The organism is Qipengyuania sp. (assembly GCF_964227205.1).
Classification (GTDB): Bacteria; Pseudomonadota; Alphaproteobacteria; order Sphingomonadales; family Sphingomonadaceae; genus Qipengyuania.
Map to the genome: position 1 here is coordinate 1 of NZ_CAXQVB010000003.1, position 15,974 is coordinate 15,974.

At 65.7% G+C, this 15,974-nt stretch carries 16 protein-coding genes; 7 read left to right on the plus strand and 9 right to left on the minus strand.

The window, feature by feature from the left end; genetic code table 11:
- Positions 1-168: 168 nt before the first annotated feature.
- Genes ACEQZ0_RS07495 through ACEQZ0_RS07505 form a run of 3 tightly spaced genes read left to right on the plus strand, consistent with a single transcriptional unit; the run spans position 169 to position 3,511 of the window.
- The gene (locus tag ACEQZ0_RS07495) at positions 169-1,425 is read left to right on the plus strand and encodes a CoA transferase (RefSeq protein ID WP_370189975.1); all 1,257 of its coding nucleotides are present in this window, start codon (positions 169-171) and stop codon (positions 1,423-1,425) included.
- On the plus strand, positions 1,422-2,654 hold the full coding sequence (locus ACEQZ0_RS07500) for an acetyl-CoA C-acetyltransferase (protein WP_370189977.1): 1,233 nt from the start codon (positions 1,422-1,424) through the stop codon (positions 2,652-2,654). Before ACEQZ0_RS07495 ends, ACEQZ0_RS07500 begins: the two co-directional genes overlap by 4 nt.
- Complete coding sequence (locus ACEQZ0_RS07505; RefSeq protein ID WP_370189979.1) at positions 2,654-3,511, plus strand: MaoC family dehydratase N-terminal domain-containing protein; 858 nt, start codon at positions 2,654-2,656, stop codon at positions 3,509-3,511. Before ACEQZ0_RS07500 ends, ACEQZ0_RS07505 begins: the two co-directional genes overlap by 1 nt.
- 85 nt (positions 3,512-3,596) lie before the next feature.
- On the opposite strand, the gene ppk2 is transcribed toward ACEQZ0_RS07505, so the two are convergent.
- Complete coding sequence (gene ppk2, locus ACEQZ0_RS07510; protein WP_370189981.1) at positions 3,597-4,364, minus strand: polyphosphate kinase 2; 768 nt, start codon at positions 4,362-4,364, stop codon at positions 3,597-3,599.
- Positions 4,365-4,420: 56 nt separating this feature from the next.
- On the opposite strand from ppk2, the gene phhA reads away from it, so the two are divergent.
- Positions 4,421-5,362, plus strand: a complete 942-nt coding sequence (phhA, locus tag ACEQZ0_RS07515) for a phenylalanine 4-monooxygenase (protein WP_370189983.1) — start codon at positions 4,421-4,423, stop codon at positions 5,360-5,362.
- Between the two features lie 77 nt (positions 5,363-5,439).
- On the opposite strand, the gene ACEQZ0_RS07520 is transcribed toward phhA, so the two are convergent.
- From ACEQZ0_RS07520 to ACEQZ0_RS07535, 4 genes are all read right to left on the minus strand, one after another.
- Positions 5,440-5,700 carry a hypothetical protein gene (locus tag ACEQZ0_RS07520; protein ID WP_370189985.1) on the minus strand — a complete coding sequence of 87 codons (261 nt, stop codon included), beginning with the start codon at positions 5,698-5,700 and terminating at the stop codon, positions 5,440-5,442.
- 171 nt (positions 5,701-5,871) lie between these two features.
- Complete coding sequence (locus ACEQZ0_RS07525; protein ID WP_370189987.1) at positions 5,872-6,126, minus strand: GlsB/YeaQ/YmgE family stress response membrane protein; 255 nt, start codon at positions 6,124-6,126, stop codon at positions 5,872-5,874.
- 112 nt (positions 6,127-6,238) lie between these two features.
- Positions 6,239-7,054 (minus strand): undecaprenyl-diphosphate phosphatase, encoded by an 816-nt coding sequence (locus ACEQZ0_RS07530; RefSeq protein ID WP_370189989.1) that lies wholly within the window; start codon positions 7,052-7,054, stop codon positions 6,239-6,241.
- A gap of 50 nt (positions 7,055-7,104) precedes the next feature.
- Positions 7,105-8,871 (minus strand): ABC transporter transmembrane domain-containing protein, encoded by a 1,767-nt coding sequence (locus ACEQZ0_RS07535; protein ID WP_370190879.1) that lies wholly within the window; start codon positions 8,869-8,871, stop codon positions 7,105-7,107.
- Between the two features lie 227 nt (positions 8,872-9,098).
- Here ACEQZ0_RS07535 and ACEQZ0_RS07540 point away from each other — a divergent pair, with 227 nt between their 5' ends.
- Together ACEQZ0_RS07540 and ACEQZ0_RS07545 are read left to right on the plus strand one after the other, a co-directional pair.
- The gene (locus tag ACEQZ0_RS07540; RefSeq protein WP_370189991.1) at positions 9,099-10,337 is read left to right on the plus strand and encodes a polyhydroxyalkanoate depolymerase; all 1,239 of its coding nucleotides are present in this window, start codon (positions 9,099-9,101) and stop codon (positions 10,335-10,337) included.
- 107 nt (positions 10,338-10,444) lie between these two features.
- Positions 10,445-10,660, plus strand: a complete 216-nt coding sequence (locus ACEQZ0_RS07545) for a hypothetical protein (RefSeq protein WP_370189993.1) — start codon at positions 10,445-10,447, stop codon at positions 10,658-10,660.
- A gap of 636 nt (positions 10,661-11,296) precedes the next feature.
- Here ACEQZ0_RS07545 and ACEQZ0_RS07550 read toward each other — a convergent pair.
- From ACEQZ0_RS07550 to ACEQZ0_RS07565, 4 genes are all read right to left on the minus strand, one after another.
- On the minus strand, positions 11,297-12,475 hold the full coding sequence (locus ACEQZ0_RS07550) for an acetyl-CoA C-acyltransferase (RefSeq protein ID WP_370189995.1): 1,179 nt from the start codon (positions 12,473-12,475) through the stop codon (positions 11,297-11,299).
- Between the two features lie 58 nt (positions 12,476-12,533).
- Positions 12,534-12,983 (minus strand): MaoC family dehydratase, encoded by a 450-nt coding sequence (locus ACEQZ0_RS07555; RefSeq protein WP_370189997.1) that lies wholly within the window; start codon positions 12,981-12,983, stop codon positions 12,534-12,536.
- 109 nt (positions 12,984-13,092) lie between these two features.
- Positions 13,093-14,475 carry a DUF5935 domain-containing protein gene (locus ACEQZ0_RS07560; protein WP_370189998.1) on the minus strand — a complete coding sequence of 461 codons (1,383 nt, stop codon included), beginning with the start codon at positions 14,473-14,475 and terminating at the stop codon, positions 13,093-13,095.
- Entirely contained in the window at positions 14,468-14,650 is a 183-nt protein-coding gene (locus tag ACEQZ0_RS07565) for a hypothetical protein (RefSeq protein WP_370190000.1), read from the minus strand. The genes ACEQZ0_RS07560 and ACEQZ0_RS07565 overlap by 8 nt, the downstream gene beginning before the upstream one ends.
- Before the next feature lie 80 nt (positions 14,651-14,730).
- On the opposite strand from ACEQZ0_RS07565, the gene ACEQZ0_RS07570 reads away from it, so the two are divergent.
- Positions 14,731-15,948, plus strand: coding sequence for a TIGR04063 family PEP-CTERM/XrtA system glycosyltransferase (locus ACEQZ0_RS07570; protein WP_370190002.1), 1,218 nt, complete (start codon positions 14,731-14,733; stop codon positions 15,946-15,948).
- Positions 15,949-15,974: the final 26 nt, after the last annotated feature.

Consider the following 15,974-nt stretch of genomic DNA (forward strand, 5'->3'; position numbering starts at 1 on the left):
TACGGCGACCACCGAGATCTACACGTGTACGAACACTCTGTCCCTACACGACGCTCTTCCGATCTCTCCCGGCCACCCATAAGATACAGTGCCGTGGGTGGCCGGGAGGGGGAGCGGGACGGAACAGCCGCAAGAGAGGCGCGGATGCGCCGAACGCACGAGACAAATATGTATAATCTCCTCTCCGGCCTCTCGGTCCTCGAAGTCTCCAGCTTCGTCGCCTCGCCCACCGTCGGCCTCTATTGCGGCCAGTTCGGGGCCGAGGTGATCCGCGTCGACCATAAGGAAGGCGGGCTCGATTACGACCGCTACATGCTGGCGGATAACGGGCGCTCGCTCGCCTGGGAAAACCTCAACCGGACCAAGAAATCGGTCGCGCTCGACCTGCGTAGCGGAGAGGGACGCGAACTCTGTGTCGAACTGGCGCGCAAGACCGGCCAGTGCGTCACCAACTTGCCGGAAAAGAGTTTCCTCAGCCATGCCGCTATGGCCGATGGGCGCGAGGACATGATCTCGGTGCGCATCATGGGCTGGCACGACGGGCGCCAGGCGATGGACTTCACCGTCAACGCCGCCGCCGGCTATCCGCTGATGACGGGTCCTGCCGATTGGGACCCGGCAAGTGCACCCCCGGTCAACCAGCAGATGCCCGCGTGGGACTTCCTCACCGGGGCCTATTGCGCCTTCACCCTGCTCGCGGCGCTGCGCCACCGAGACGCCACCGGCGAAGGCGCCGAAATCCGCGTGCCGCTGGGCGACGTCGCGATCGGCACGCTGGCGAACTCGGGCACGATGGCCGAAATGCTCCACCGCGGCGGCGACCGCGAGCGGCTCGGCAATGCTATCTGGGGCGCCTTCGGCAGCGACATGATCACCCGCGACGGGGTGCGCTTCATGGTCGCCGCGCTGACCGCCAAACAATGGAGCGGCATCGTCGAGGCCTTCGGGCTTGCACAGGAAATCTCCGCGCTGGAGGCCGAGCTCGGCGTGCGCTTCGCCGACGGCGACACGCCGCGCTTCAAGCATCGCGACCGCCTGCTCGCGCTGTTCCAGGCCGTCGCCAGCCGGCTCGATTATGCCGAGCTGGAAAAGCGCATGGCGGCAGCGGGCACGACCTACGAACGCTACCGCACGCCCTATGAGGCATCGCAGGACCCGGTGCTGGTGGGGCAGAACCCGCTGTTCGGGCGCACGCCCGACAATCCCAGCGGGGTCGACTATCCGGTCGCGCGCAGCTTTGCGAACATGCCCGACCGCGCCCGCGGCGAACCGCGCCGCGCGCCCTATCTCGGCGAACATACCGAAGAAGTGCTCGCCGAGCGCCTCGGGCTTTCCTCGGGCGAAATCGGCAAGCTCGTCGACAGCGGCATCGCCGCGAGGAGCGACGAGGGCCGCGACTATTCCAAGATCAGGACATTGCCATGACGTCACAGCGCCGCGTAGCCATCTGCAAGCCCCTGCGTACCCCCGTCGGGCGCTTCCTCGGCACTCTTGCTCCGCTGGAGGCGGGCCAGCTTGGCGCCATCATCATCAAGGCGCTGGTGACACGTAGCGGTATCGACCCCGCGCGCGTCGACGACGTCGTCTTCAGCCAGGGCTACGGCAGCGGCGAGGCGCCCGCCATCGGCCACTGGAGCTGGCTTGCCGCCGGCTATCCCGAGGAAGTCCCCGGCTTCCAGCTCGACCGGCGCTGCGGATCGGGCCTGCAGGCCGTCGCGACGGCGGCGATGATGGTCCAGACCGGCGTTGCCGACTGCGTATTGGCGGGCGGCGTCGAAAGCATGTCGAACGTCGAACATTACACGACGGCAGCCCGCCACGGCGCGCGCATGGGCGACATGCAGCTGTGGGACCGCCTGACGCGCGGCCGGCTGATGAGCCAGCCGATCGAGCGCTACGGCATCATCACCGGCATGATCGAGACGGCCGAGAACCTCGCCAAGGATTACGGCATTTCCCGCGAGGAGGCCGACGCCTTCGCCGTGCGCAGTCACCGGAACGCGGCGCGCGCCTGGGAAGAAGGCAAGTTCGACGAGCAGCTGGTCCCGGTCGAAATCCCGCAACGTCGCGGCGATCCGGTGGTGTTCGCCAAGGACGAGGGTTACCGCGCCGATGCCAGCATGGAGACGCTCGGCGCCCTGCGCGCGATGGACCTGAAGCGCGACCCCCAGGCGATCGTGACCGCGGGCAATGCCAGCCAGCAGAACGATGCCGCGGCGGCCTGCCTCGTCGTCGCCGAGGACAAGGTCGAGGAATTGGGTCTCGAGCCGATCCTGTGGTTCCATTCGTGGAGCGCGGCAGGCTGCGATCCGAGCCGCATGGGCATCGGCCCGGTCCCGGCCGTCGAACGGCTGTTCGCCCGCAACGGGATGGGCTGGGACGATATCGGCCTGATCGAACTCAACGAAGCCTTCGCCCCGCAGGCGCTCGCCGTGCTCAAGGGTTGGGGCTTTGCCGAGGACGACAGCCGTCGCCAGCTGGTCAACGTCAACGGCTCGGGTATCTCGCTCGGCCACCCGATCGGCGCGACCGGCATCCGCATCCTTGCCGACATGGCGCACGAGATGCAGCGCCGCGAGGTCCGCTTCGGCCTCGAAACCATGTGCATCGGCGGCGGCCAGGGCATGGCCGCCGTGTTCGAGCGCGCCGCCTGATGGCGCAGGAATGGTCGGACTGGATCGGGCGCGAGCAGCGCAGCGCCGACCGGCTCGACCCCGCGCTCGCCGCGCGCTGGTGCGCGACGTTCGACCGCGATGTGCCGGCGGGCGAGGCGATGCCGCAGGGCATCCACCTGTGCCTCTGCACGCCCGAGGCGCGCACCGATCAGCTGGGCGAGGACGGCCACCCCAAGCGCGACGAGAGCGCAGCAAGCTTCCTGCCCCCCGTTCCGCTGCCGCGCCGCATGTGGGCCTCGAGTGCGATGCGCTTCCACGCCCCGATTGCGATTGGCGCGGAGATCGAACGGGTGAGCCGCGGCGCCTCGGTCGAAGCCAAGTCCGGCAGCCGCGGCGACATGGTCTTCGTCGAGATCGATCACGAGACCAGCGCCGACGGCCGGCTTGCCGTGAGCGAGCGGCAGACGCTGGTCTATCTCGCAGCAGTCGGCCCGGACGCCCCGCTTTCGCCGCCCGAAGCGGGCGCCGGAAGCTTCGATGCGTCGGGCTGGGATGCGCACCGCGAGGTCCGCCCCGACGAACGGCTGCTGTTCCGCTACTCGGCGCTGTCTTTCAACACGCACCGCATCCATTACGACGCGCCTTATGCCCGCGCGGTCGAACGCTACCGCGGCCTTGTCGTCCATGGGCCGCTGACCGCGAGCCTGCTGCTCCAGCTTGCCGCCGAACGCTTCGGCGAGAACCGTCTTGCCAGCTTCTCATTCCGCGGGGTCAGCCCGGCGATTGCGGGCGAGCCCCTGCACCTGGTGATGCGCGGCGAGGGCGAGGCCATCGAACTGGGCGCCTTTACCGCCGATGGCAGGCAGGTAACGAAGGCGTCGGCGACCCTTTCCTAGTCATTGCGAGCGGCGCAGCCGCGCGGCAATCCAGTCCCCAATCGCTCTGGATTGCTTCGTCGCCCGCGGCTCCTCGCAATGACTGTCAGACGGGGTAATCCGCAATCGGCTTCAGCACCGTGTAGCGCTCCTCCTTCGGCTCGCGGCCCAGCTCGGGAAAATCGATCTCGGGCGGGGCGACATGCGTATCGGGCAGCCGGTCGAGCAGGTCGCGCACCAGCGTCAGCCGCCCGCGTTTCTGGTCGTTGAAATCGACCAGCGTCCATGGCGCATGGGTCGTGTGCGTCGCCGCCAGCATGGCCTCGCGCGCCTCGGTATAGGCGTCGTATTTCTCGCGCGCGGCAAGGTCGACGGGCGAGAGCTTCCAGCGCTTGAGCGGGTCCTCCAGCCGTTCGCGCAGCCGCTCCTCCTGCTGCGTCTGGTCGGTCGCCAGCCAGTATTTGAACAGCAGTATCCCCTCGTCGACGAGCATCCTCTCGAACACCGGCGCCTGCTCGAGAAACAGCGCGACCTGTGCCCCGTCGGCATAGCCCATCACTTTCTCGACACCTGCACGATTATACCAGCTGCGGTCGAACAGCACGATCTCGCCCGCGGTGGGCAGGTGCTGGACATAGCGCTGGAAATACCACTGCCCCTGTTCGGCCTCGGTCGGCTTGGCCAGCGCGACGACGCGGCATTGGCGCGGATTCAGTTTGTCGCGCACCGCCGCGATGGCCCCGCCCTTGCCCGCCGTATCGCGTCCTTCGAACAGCACCACGATCCGCTGTCCCGTCGTCCGCGCCCAGCGCGCCATGCCGGCCAGCTCCTCCTGCATCGACTCGATCGCGCGCTCGTACTGCTTCTTTTTCATCGCTCCCCCCGCCCGGGATTTGAATGACGCCGCCATTGGTAGTATCATCCGCAACCATGGCCACACTTGCAGAACCCGAACAGGACTTTAGCCGACTTCCCGAGCTTGACGAGGGCGTATTCACCGCGCCGCTGAAGAAGCCCGCGCATGTCGGCGAAAACTGGCTCGAGCCCAAGCAGACCGAGTATTCGTCGGAAGACGATGCGATCTGGAACGACCTTTTCGCCCGCCAGATGGGTGTCTTGCCCGGCCGCGCGGCAAGCGCCTTCATGGCCGGGCTCGAGAAACTGAACCTCGACCGCGGCGGCGTGCCCGAATTCGGCAGGCTGTCGGAGGATCTGGGTTCGCTGACCGGGTGGAGCGTCGTGCCCGTGCCCATGCTGATCCCCGATCACGTGTTCTTCTGGCACCTTGCCAACCGGCGCTTCCCGGCGGGCAATTTCATCCGCACGCGCGAAACCTTCGACTACATCCAGGAACCCGACGTATTCCACGACGTCTTCGGCCACGTGCCGATGCTGACCGACCCGGTCTATGCCGATTACATGCAGGAATACGGCCGCGCCGGGTGGAAGGCGATGCGCTACAACCGGCTGAAGGCGCTCGGTTCGCTCTATTGGTACACGGTCGAGTTCGGCCTGATCGAGGAACAGCCCGGCGACATCCGCGCCTATGGCGCGGGCATCCTCTCGGGGCCGACCGAGGTGGTCTATGCGGTGGAGGCCGAAAGCCCCAACCGGATCATGCTCAACGTCGACCGGGTGATGCGCACCGATTACGTCATCAGCGATCTCCAGCCGACCTATTTCGTGATCGAGAGCTTCGAGGATCTCTACCGACAGACGGTCGAGCGCGATTTCGACAAGCTCTACAAGAACCTCGGGCCGGGCTTCACCTATGCCAATACGGCGGTCATCGACGTCGACTATGTAGTGAACCGCGGCACGCTCGAATACACGCTGCGGGGCGGTCGCGGCAGCGGCGCGAAACCGGTCTAGCAGGACACGGCCCCGGCCACGAAAAAGCGGCCCGGAATCGCTTCCGGGCCGCCTTCTGTCTGATCCGAAACCTCGGCTTACTGGCCGGCGGCTTCGTCCATGGCTTCGCCCTGCTCTTCCATCGCATCGGCCGTATCTTCGGCCTGCTCGGTGATGGCGTCCGACTGCTCGTCGCTCATGGTGCCGGCGTCTTCCATCGCGTCGACCTGCTCGTTGATGGCTTCGGCCTGCTGTTCGCCGGCGTCTTCCATGGCGTTCTCGTTCGGGCCGTCGCAGGCAGCGAGGCCGAGGCTGAGAGCGGCCGTCGAGGCAACCAGCATAGCTTTGGTGAACTTCATTTGCGTTTCCCCTTTGTACGTGAACTCGCGCCGCGGAATTCGAAATGCGGCGAGAATGTGATGAACGGGTCAAGTAAAGGTCGGTTCCCGGAATTTGCGACCGCCCTGCCCGACAAAGCAAAACGGCCCGGAATCGCTCCCGGACCGTTGTGGTTTTCCCGTTCGCGGGCCTCAACAATAGGCGCGCTGCCTGACCAGGTTGAACAGGCCGATCGCAACGGCGGAACCCAGCACCGCCCACAACAGGGCGATTCCGCTGACCGTCCCGAAGACCGCGCCATTCCCGGCGATCAAGCCGGTCACGAGCGAGCCGAGGACGCCAACCAGCGCATTGACGAGAATGGTACGGCCATCCTCGATACGCAGGATGATCGTCGCCAGCCACCCCAGCAGGGCGCCCACAACAGTCAGGATCAATAGGCCCATTGGCTGCTACCTTCGCAAGTTACTCTCAGGTTCAATTCCGTAGCGCCACGATGGTTCCGCTACGATAGAAGATTGCAGCCATCCGCATGAAAATAGGCTGCAGCCGGAGGGGTCAGGCGAATGTGAGCCAGGCCAGCGCGGCACTGCCGGCGACGATGCGATACCAAGCGAAGGGCGTGAAGCCGCTGCGGCTCACGTAACTCACGAAGGCGCGGATCACCACCAGCGCGACGATGAAGCTGACGATGAAGCCGACCGCGATCTCGTCCCACCCGACGCGGGTCGCCCCGGCCACCATCTCGTCGTAATTGCTGGCGACTTCCACCGTGGTCGCGCCGATCATCGTCGGTACGGCGAGGAAGAAGGAAAACTCGGCCGCGGTCTTACGGTTGATACCCATCGCCAGCGCCCCCATGATCGTCGCGCCCGAGCGGCTGACCCCGGGAATCATCGCCAGGCACTGCGCGAAACCGACGCCGAGCACTTTCCTGAGCGGCAGGTCCGCCACACCCTGGCCCTCGTCGCGCGGATTGGCCATGCGTTCGATCGCGATGATGGCGAAGCCGCCGATGATCAGCGCCCAGGGTACGATGCCGGGATTGCCGAGCATGGCTTCGAAACTTTCATAGAGCGCCAGTCCGATGACCGCGCTGGGCAGGAAACCGAGCAGGATGTTGCGCGCGAACAAGAGCCCTTCGCGTTCGCGCCTGAGCACGCCCATGCCGGCCGACCAGAAGGTGCCCCAATACTGGTACACCACTGCCAGGATCGCGCCCAGCTGGATGACCACGTTGAACATCGCCCACTCATCGGGATCGGCGCCCGACAGCTCGGTGGCGAGGATCAGGTGGCCGGTCGAGGAGACCGGAATGAATTCGGTCAGCCCCTCGACGATGCCGAGGAAGATCGCGGTGAGGAAGTCGTTCATTGCGGGAAGTTCCAGGGAAAGCGGTTGGCGGGTGTCAGGCGGTCGGAAGGTCAGGCGTTCTCGAGCCCGAACTGCAGCGAGGCGAGCCGGGCGTAGAGCCCGCCATTGCCGGAAAGCTGGTCGTGCGTGCCCTGTTCGACGATGCGGCCGTCCTCCATCACCACGATGCGGTCGGCGGCGCGCACGGTCGACAGGCGGTGCGCGATGACCAGCGTGGTGCGATCTTCCATCAGGTGCTCGAGCGCTTCCTGCACCAGCCGTTCGCTTTCGGCGTCGAGCGCGCTGGTCGCCTCGTCGAGCAGCAGGATCGGCGCATCGCGCAGCAAGGCGCGGGCGATGGCGATGCGCTGGCGCTGGCCGCCCGACAGTTGCGTGCCGCTTTCGCCGAGATAGGTATCCATCCCCTGCGGCAGCTTCTCGATGAATTCGGCGGCATTGGCGGCGCGGGCGGCGGCCCAGATATCGTCGTCGCCCGCATCCCAGTTTCCGTAGCGCAGGTTGTCGCGCGCATTGGCGCTGAACAGCACACCTTCCTGCGGGACATAGGCGATGCGGCGACGGATCTCCGCCGGTTCGGCACCGGTCAGCGGAATGCCGTCGAGCCGGATCGAGCCCGCCTGCGGGTCGTAAAATCGTTCGGCGAGCTGGAAGATGGTCGATTTGCCCGCGCCCGAAGGGCCGACGATGGCGACGGTCTCGCCCGGCTCCACCTCGAGGCTGAAATCGGTGATTGCGGGAGCGTCCAGCCGGGTCGGATAGCGGAAGGTGACATTGCGGAACGACAGGCTGCCGCGCGGGGGCACGGGCAGCGCCTGCGGCCGTTCGGGCGCGGTGATCGTCGGCCTTTCGTCGAGCAGTTCGGACAGGCGGCTCGCCGCGCCGGCGCCGCGCAGCAAATCGCCATAGACCTCGGTCAGCGCGCCGATCGCGCCGGCCACGAGGCCCGCCGTGAGCACGAAGGCGGCGATGGTGCCGCCCGAGATCGTGCCCTCGCTGACCGCCTGAGCCCCGCGCCAGACAAGCAGGGTGATGCCGCCGAACACCAGCAGGATCACCACCGCGGTCATCGCCGCGCGAATCATCACCCGGCGCCGCGCGACGGTGAAGGTCCGCTCGACCGCCTCGCGGAAACGGGTGTGCTCGCGGCCCTCCTGGTTGAAGCCCTGGACGATCTTCATTGCCGACAGCACTTCGGTGACCATCGCGCCGATATCGGCGACGCGGTCCTGGCTGGTGCGCGAAACCTTGCGCAGCCGCCGCCCGAACAGCGTAATCGGCACGACGATCGCCGGAATGATCAGCAACAGGCCCATGGTCAGGCCCGGGACCAGCCAGAACAGGTAGATCGACCCGCCGATCGCCATCAGCGTGTTGCGCAGCGCCACCGAGACGGTGGTGCCCACCACCTGTTCGATCAGCGCGGTGTCGCTGGTCATGCGGCTCGAAATTTCCTTGGGGCTGTTCTCTTCGTAGAACCCCGGCGCGAGCCGCAGCAGGTTTTCCTGCACCTTCAGGCGGATGTCGGCGACCACCCGTTCGCCCAGCCAGCTGACGAAATAGAAGCGCATCGCCGTGCCCGCGGCGAGCACGGCGACGATCATCAGCAGATAGCGGAACCAGCGCCCCATGTCGGCGGGATCGGCGCCCGCGGCGAAACCGCGGTCGATCACCAGCTTGAAGCCTGCCGGGATCGCCAGCGTGGCGGCAGCGGTGATCATCAGCGCAACCAGCGCCATCGCGACATGGCCGGGGTAATTCGCCCCTGCCTGCCACACCATCCGCAGCGGCCGCAGTGATCGTTCGCGCGGGGCGTCCATGGCCGCGGTCTTGCGGGCGAAGCGGCCGCGCCCCTCGATTTGCGTCTCGTCCTTGGCTGACATGGCCATGCAGTTAGGTCGCCGGGGCGCGAAAATCCACAGTGCTGCACGCGCGAAGGCACAATTTCGATCATTGTGCATTGCACAAGGGTGAAGTCGGCGGCAGGATTGCCGTCTTCATCCGGTGGGAGAGAACCACATGACGCCCGATCCGCAGGGGATAGCTATTGCTCTACCACGCCTATGAACTCCAGCGCAGCTGGCTCAATTCCGCCAGCGCGTTCGCCTCGATGGGGGTGGAGCTGCTCAACCATCCGGCGCATCCGCTCAACAATTTCGGCCCGCTGGGCTATCTCAACATCGGCCCGATGGCGGCGAGCGCGCTCGAGGTCTTCGCGCATGCCACCGCCTCCTACGGCAAGCCGGCTTGGGGTATCGAGTCGGTCGAGGTCGACGGTCGGCACGATGCGGTGGTCGAGGCGACCGTGGTCAACCGCCCGTTCGGCGACCTCAAGCAATTCCACCGCGAGAACCTGCCCGAGGACGCGCCCCGCCTGCTGGTGGTCGCCCCGATGAGCGGGCATTACGCCACGCTGCTGCGCGGCACGGTGGAGCGGATGCTGGAGAACTACCGCGTCTTCGTCACCGACTGGGCCGACGCTAGGAACGTGCCGCTTCACGAGGGCACCTTCGATCTCGACGACTACATGGATTATGTGATCGCCTTCCTCGAGCATATCGGGCCGGGTGCGAACGTGATGGCGGTGTGCCAGCCCTCGGTCCCGGTCTTCGCCGCGACCGCGATCATGAACCGCGACGGGCACCCCTGCACCCCGAAGACGCTGACCATGATGGGCGGGCCGATCGACACGCGCTGCTCCCCGACCAGCGTCAACGACCTTGCGATGGAGCGGCCGATCGAGTGGTTCCGCCACAACGTCATCGCCACCGTGCCGATGCAGTATCGCGGCGCCGGGCGGCAGGTCTATCCCGGCTTCATGCAGCTTGCCGGCTTCATGAGCATGAATCTCGGCAATCACATGATGAGCCATTACGAGATGTTCAAACACCTCACCGTGGGCGACGAGGAAAGCGCGCAGGCGACCAAGGATTTCTACGACGAATACCGCAGCGTCTGCGACATGACCGCCGAATTCTACCTCCAGACGGTGCAGGAGGTGTTCCAGGATCACGCGCTGCCCAATGGCACCTTCCTGCATCGCGGCAAGCGCGTCGACCTGGGCGACATCACCGAGACCGCGCTGCTCGCGATCGAGGGCGAGCGAGACGATATCTCCGGCCTCGGCCAGACCAGGGCAGCGCTCGACCTCACGCCGAGGCTGACGGACGAGAAGAAACGCTACTACATGGCCGAAGGCGCGGGCCATTACGGCATCTTCAACGGCAGCAAATGGCGCGAGAAGATCGCCCCGGTGGTCGAGGAATTCATCGCCGAACACGACTGAGATCGCGCGTGCGGACTGTCCGCTAGCAACCCGAAGGCGGTCGTTGCATCATAAGAACCTGTGTGCTTTTGCTTTCGCAGCCATGTCGAAGTTCATTAGATTTGTGTGTGCGCAACGACATCCAACTGCCGATGGTGAACTCGGTATGTTTCAAGCTCGACAGCATATCGACTTCACCTCGCTTCCCGGCCGATTCCAGAGCGCCCATGATGAGGCATGGCTCTGGTTTTCTCGTGATGGCGGCGGAGGCCTTGTCCACCCGCGACTTCGCGGCAAAGCCCGAACCCAGAAAGTGCGAAAGGCTTTTTCTGGTTTCGAAGTGAGGCGGCTTTCTTTGGTCATCCCAAAGGCAGTGTAGTGAGACGAGCTAGGCAACTAGCGGAGGTAATGACCTCGGCGGGCGTCGAGATTAGAGAGATTCATGCGGAGCACCTTGGAGAGGTGCTGTGGGAAGATTCGGACCAAGTTCTCGCTTGTTCTCCGTCCAAAGGCCAACCTCGCGCATTTTAACGCCCTGTTTGTCCACCTCCCACCCAATTCGTCACCGATCTTCCGAGGTAGCGAAGTGCCAGAAGCGGACCTGCCGCTAATGACCCAATTGCGGATTCCATTGGATCGGCTTAGTTTTAGCCGAGTTAAACCGGATCGGGGGCGCGCGTTGCTTGTCCATTTCATTCGCAAATATCAAAGCGCGTTCTTCGCTGTAATCGGAGCGCTGACTTACTTAGCTTGTCGCGAGTTCGGGCTTGCCTGGTGGAGCGCATTTGCGATCGCTCTTGCGTCGACCGCATCTGTAGCCCTCTTGATTCGCCCGAAACCATCTGGAACGAGGCTCGACTAGTCCTTCGTGAAGGTCGCGCAGGTGCGTCCGTTTTCCTCCCAGATTGAGCCTTGGCAGCCAATAAAAAGGGCGGCGCGGGATACCCCGGCCGCCCCATTCCTTGCGAAGAGCGTGCGTTCTAGAAGATCTCGAACAGGCCCGCTGCGCCCATGCCGCCGCCGACGCACATGGTGACGACGCCGTATTTCGCGCCGCGACGCTTGCCTTCGAGCAACACGTGGCCGGTGCAGCGTGCGCCGGTCATGCCATAGGGGTGGCCGATCGAGATCGAGCCGCCGTTGACGTTGAGCAGCTCGTCGGGGATGCCCAGCTTGTCGCGGCAATAGAGCACCTGCACCGCGAAGGCTTCATTGAGTTCCCAGATGCCGATGTCGTCGACCTTGAGGTCGAAGCGTTCGAGCAGCTTGGGAATGGCGAAGACCGGGCCGATCCCCATCTCGTCGGGCTCGGTGCCGGCAACCGCCATGCCGACGTAGCGGCCGAGCGGGGTGAGGCCCTTCTTCTCGGCAACCTTGGCTTCCATCAGCACGCTGGCCGAGGAGCCGTCCGAGAGCTGCGAGGCGTTGCCGGCGGTGATCGTGGTGCCCGGGCCCATGACCGGCTGCAGGCCGGCGAGGCCCTCGAGCGTGGTCGAGGGGCGGTTGCCTTCGTCCTTGGCGATGGTCACCTCGACGTCGGAAATTTCGCCGGTTTCCTTGTCCTGCACCTTGTGCGTGGTGGTAACGGGAACGATTTCATCGTCGAACAGGCCCGCTTCCTGCGCCGCGGCGGTACGCTGCTGCGACTGCAGCGCATATTCGTCCTGCGCTTCGCGGCTGATGCCATAGCGCTGGGCGACCGTTTCGGCGGTCTGCAGCATCGGCATGTAGATCGCGCCATGCATGTTGATCAGCTCGGGATCGGGCATCACGCGCATTTCCTTGGTCTGCACGAGGCTGATCGATTCCTGCCCGCCCGCGGCGACCACGTCCATCCGGTCGGTAATGATCTGCTTGGCGGCGGTGGCGATGCTCATCAGGCCCGACGAACACTGGCGGTCGATGGTCATGCCGCTGGTGCCGATCGGGCAGCCGGCGCGCAGCGCGACCTGGCGCGCGAGGTTGCCGGCCTGCGTGCCCTGCTGGAGCGCGGCGCCCCACAGCACGTCGTCGACTTCGTCGGCTTCGATGCCGGCACGCTCGATCGCGGGCTTCAGCGAGTAGGCGCCGAGCGTCGGGCCCTTGGTGTCGTTGAACCCGCCCTTGTAGGCGCGGCCGATGGCGGTGCGGGCGGTGGAGACGATGACTGCGTCACGCATGGGTATTTCCTTGGATTGCTATGTAAGTGCCTGATCCTCGCCGGGGAGGAGGGGGAAATCAGACGAAAAGCTGGGTGATCCACTCGGTGATCAGGGCGGGCTTTTCCTCGCCTTCGATCTCCATAGTGATCTCGCTGGTCTGCTGCCACTGGCCGGGGCGTTTCTCGATCATTTCGACGAGCTTCCAGTGGCCGCGGATGCGCTTGCCGCTGCGCACGGGCGAGATGAAGCGGGTTTTGTTGCCGCCGTAATTCACGCCCATCTTCACCCCGTCGATCCTGGGCATGTCCGAATGCGCGCCCAGATAGGGGATCATCGAGAGCGTCAGGAAGCCATGCGCGATGGTGCCGCCGAAGGGCGTCATCTTGGCCTTTTCCTCGTCGATATGGATGAACTGGTGGTCGCCGGTGGCATCGGCGAACTGGTTGATCCGTTCCTGGCTCATTTCGACCCATTCGCTGGTGCCGATGGTTTCGCCGACTTTCTCGGCCAGTTCCTGCGGGCTCATCGCGCCTCTCCTCTATCGAAATCTCACGGATTCGCGCGACTCCGGCCGCGCGGTGCGGCGCGAGTCATGGCGCATGGAAGGGGGCCGCGCAACCGCGCGAAGGCTGCCGTTACGGCATTGCGGGCTTGGCCGGAGCAGCCGTGCGGCGGGCCTCGCGACGGGCCTTGCGTTCGGCTTCCTGCCGGGCCGAATCGTGCCGGGCGCAGTAGGTCGACAGCGCGATCTGCAGGCCGATCAGCATCAGGAATACCGGCTGGTAGGCGATTCCCTGGAAGGCTGCGCCGACGAGATAGATGATGTTCGAGAACTGCAGCGCGCTGGCCAGCGGGGCCTGCCATTGCTCGCCCGGACGCGCCCGGTCGCGCCACCTGCGGCGGATGCCTTCCATTTGGAGCAGCCCCAGGGCATGCAGCGAAAGCCACAGGAACAGGCCCGGCCAGCCCTGTTCGCCGAGCATCTCGAAGAAGGAGGAATGATAGGCGCGCGCCTCGTCGGTGACCTCTTCGATCCGGGTGATCGAGGTGCCGCCCTCCTCGCGCGTGACGGGAAGCCGATAGGTGAACTTGTTCGAGCGATAGGCATCGAAGCCGCCGCCGAGCGGATTTTCGGCGGCATAGTCGAGCGTCCACTTCCACACCTCGACGCGGGTCGAGGCGGATTCGTCCGACTGCACCGAACCCAGCGTCGCCATGCGCTCGTAATAGCTCGCCGGCAGGAAGGGCAGCGCCATGGCGCCGAGCGCGGCGGCGGCGATGAGATACATCAGCCGGTTCTTGACGTCGCGCAGCATCAGCACGCCGAGCACCGCGATGCACAGCAGGCCGGTGCGCGCCTCGGTCCCGATCGGGATCAGCAGGCAGGCGAAGATCAGCAGGCCGGCGAAGGTCTTCACCCGCCAGTCGGGCGGGAAGATCGTGCCGTGCCTGACGAACCACAGGATGATCGGGATCAGCGCGATCGCCACAGTGGCCAGCGTCGAGCTTTCGTAGATGTTCGAATTGTCGTTCACGAAGAAATAGAGGCTGCCGTAGCCCCCGCCGCCGAGCGCGGTCTTCATCCCGGCCGAGATGATGATCGCCCCGGCGGTGAGCACCAGTATCAGCGCCGCGGCCTCGATCCTCAGGCGGGTGTACAGCGTTACCGGAAGGAAGATGGCGAAGACCAGCGCCTTCCATACCCATTCCCATTTGAACGCCGCATCGACCGGAAAATCGGCCCATTGCAGCGTCATGAAGCAATAGGCCAGCAACGTCGCCAATATCCCCTGGCGCAGGGTGAAGCGGACGTTCGCCTTGGGATCGGCCACCGCCCAGCCGGCGAAGGCGAGCAGGAAGGCGATCAGCGAGATCGGCAGCATCGGGGTCAGTGTCCAGCCGATCTTCTGCGGCGCGAGGATATCGATATAGAGATAGGCGAGCACCCAGATGAAAGGACGCCCGAGGCCGAGCAGGAACATGCCCATCACGGTCAGGAACAAGGCGGCGTCAAGCATCGCCGCCTCCCTTCCTTCGCCGCCTGCGACGCGCTTCTTGCGGTGCCGGACGGGTGGGCTCGGCAGGCGGATCGACCGGCGCTTCCTCGCGATCGAGCTCGGTGCGCGCAAAGATGCGCAGCAGCGCGATCACGATCAGCGCGTGGGTCAGTCCGAGGGCGAAATAGTCGATCACGATGCAATGCTTCCGGGCGCCGTCCCTAATGCACGGCGGTTGACGCCCCGTTAAGCCTAATGTGACACAGGACACCGCCGATGACCCGCGTGCTGCACATTCTCGACCATTCGCTGCCCCTGCATTCCGGCTACACCTTTCGCACGCGCGCGATCCTCAAGAGCCAGCAGGCGGCGGGGATCGAGGTGCGCGGCATCACCGGCGCGCGCCACACCGCCCCGGGGCCGCTGGTCGAGGAGATCGAGGGGCTGACCTTTCACCGCGCGCCGGGCACCCCGTCGGGCCCGCCCGGCTATCGCGAATGGCGCGAGATCGAGACGCTGCGCGCGGCGATCGAGCGGCTCGCGGCCGACTGGCGTCCCGATATCCTCCACGCGCATTCGCCCGCGCTGTGCGGCATGGCGGGCCTGCGCGCCGCGCGCCGGCTGGGCCTGCCCTTCGTCTATGAAATCCGCGCCTTCTGGGAGGACGCGGCGGTCGGCAATGGCACGGGCAGCGAAAATTCGCTCAAATACCGCCTCACCCGCGCGCTCGAGAACCGCGTGGTGGCAGGCGCCGATGCGGTGTTCACGATCTGCGAGGGACTGCGCGCGGACCTGATCGCGCGCGGCCACGACGCGGGCAAGATATCGCTTTCACCCAATGGCGTCGACCTGACGCTGTTCGGCGCGCCGCCGCCGCGCGATGCGGCGCTCGCCGAAGACCTAGCGCTGGGCGAGGGCCCGGTGATCGGCTTCATCGGCAGTTTCTACGATTACGAAGGGCTCGACGATCTCATCGCCGCCATGCCGATAGTCCGGCAGCGCCATCCGCAGGCCCGGCTGCTGCTCGTCGGCGGTGGGCCGATGGAGGAGGCACTGCGCGCGCAGGCCGCGGCCTCTCCCGCACGCGACGCGATCCACTTCACCGGGCGCGTGCCGCATGGCGAGGTCGGTCGCTATTATTCGCTGGTCGACGTGCTTGCCTATCCGCGCAAGAAATCGCGCCTCACCGACCTCGTGACCCCGCTCAAACCGCTCGAGGCAATGGCGCAGGAACGGATCGTGGCGGCAAGCGCCGTCGGCGGGCATCGCGAGCTGATCGAGGACGGCGTCACCGGCCTGCTGTTCCCGCCCGACAATCCGCCGGGCATGGCCACCGCGCTCGCCCGCTTCATCGACGAGCGCTATCGCTGGCCCGAGATGCGCGAGGCGGGCCGCCGCCACGTTGCCGAAAACCACGACTGGGCGAGGAACATAGAGCGTTATCGGGCCGTTTACCAAAATCTGCTAGGTCACGGGGGAACCGCGGCCGCCTGAGCCGCCTGCAACGGGTATTCGCCACC

Bases quoted from the DNA above. Each gene is read 5' to 3' on its own strand.
- ppk2 (WP_370189981.1), bottom strand. From the start codon at position 4,364: ATGAAAAAGAAGCAGTACGAGCGCGCGATCGAGTCGATGCAGGAGGAG.
- ACEQZ0_RS07520 (WP_370189985.1), bottom strand. From the start codon at position 5,700: ATGAAGTTCACCAAAGCTATGCTGGTTGCCTCGACGGCCGCTCTCAGC.
- ACEQZ0_RS07525 (WP_370189987.1), bottom strand. From the start codon at position 6,126: ATGGGCCTATTGATCCTGACTGTTGTGGGCGCCCTGCTGGGGTGGCTG.
- ACEQZ0_RS07555 (WP_370189997.1), bottom strand. From the start codon at position 12,983: ATGAGCCCGCAGGAACTGGCCGAGAAAGTCGGCGAAACCATCGGCACC.
- ACEQZ0_RS07560 (WP_370189998.1), bottom strand. From the start codon at position 14,475: ATGCTTGACGCCGCCTTGTTCCTGACCGTGATGGGCATGTTCCTGCTC.
- ACEQZ0_RS07530 (WP_370189989.1), bottom strand. From the start codon at position 7,054: ATGAACGACTTCCTCACCGCGATCTTCCTCGGCATCGTCGAGGGGCTG.
- ACEQZ0_RS07505 (WP_370189979.1), top strand. From the start codon at position 2,654: ATGGCGCAGGAATGGTCGGACTGGATCGGGCGCGAGCAGCGCAGCGCC.
- ACEQZ0_RS07495 (WP_370189975.1), top strand. From the start codon at position 169: ATGTATAATCTCCTCTCCGGCCTCTCGGTCCTCGAAGTCTCCAGCTTC.
- ACEQZ0_RS07570 (WP_370190002.1), top strand. From the start codon at position 14,731: ATGACCCGCGTGCTGCACATTCTCGACCATTCGCTGCCCCTGCATTCC.
- ACEQZ0_RS07550 (WP_370189995.1), bottom strand. From the start codon at position 12,475: ATGCGTGACGCAGTCATCGTCTCCACCGCCCGCACCGCCATCGGCCGC.
- ACEQZ0_RS07500 (WP_370189977.1), top strand. From the start codon at position 1,422: ATGACGTCACAGCGCCGCGTAGCCATCTGCAAGCCCCTGCGTACCCCC.
- phhA (WP_370189983.1), top strand. From the start codon at position 4,421: ATGGCCACACTTGCAGAACCCGAACAGGACTTTAGCCGACTTCCCGAG.
- ACEQZ0_RS07535 (WP_370190879.1), bottom strand. From the start codon at position 8,871: ATGGACGCCCCGCGCGAACGATCACTGCGGCCGCTGCGGATGGTGTGG.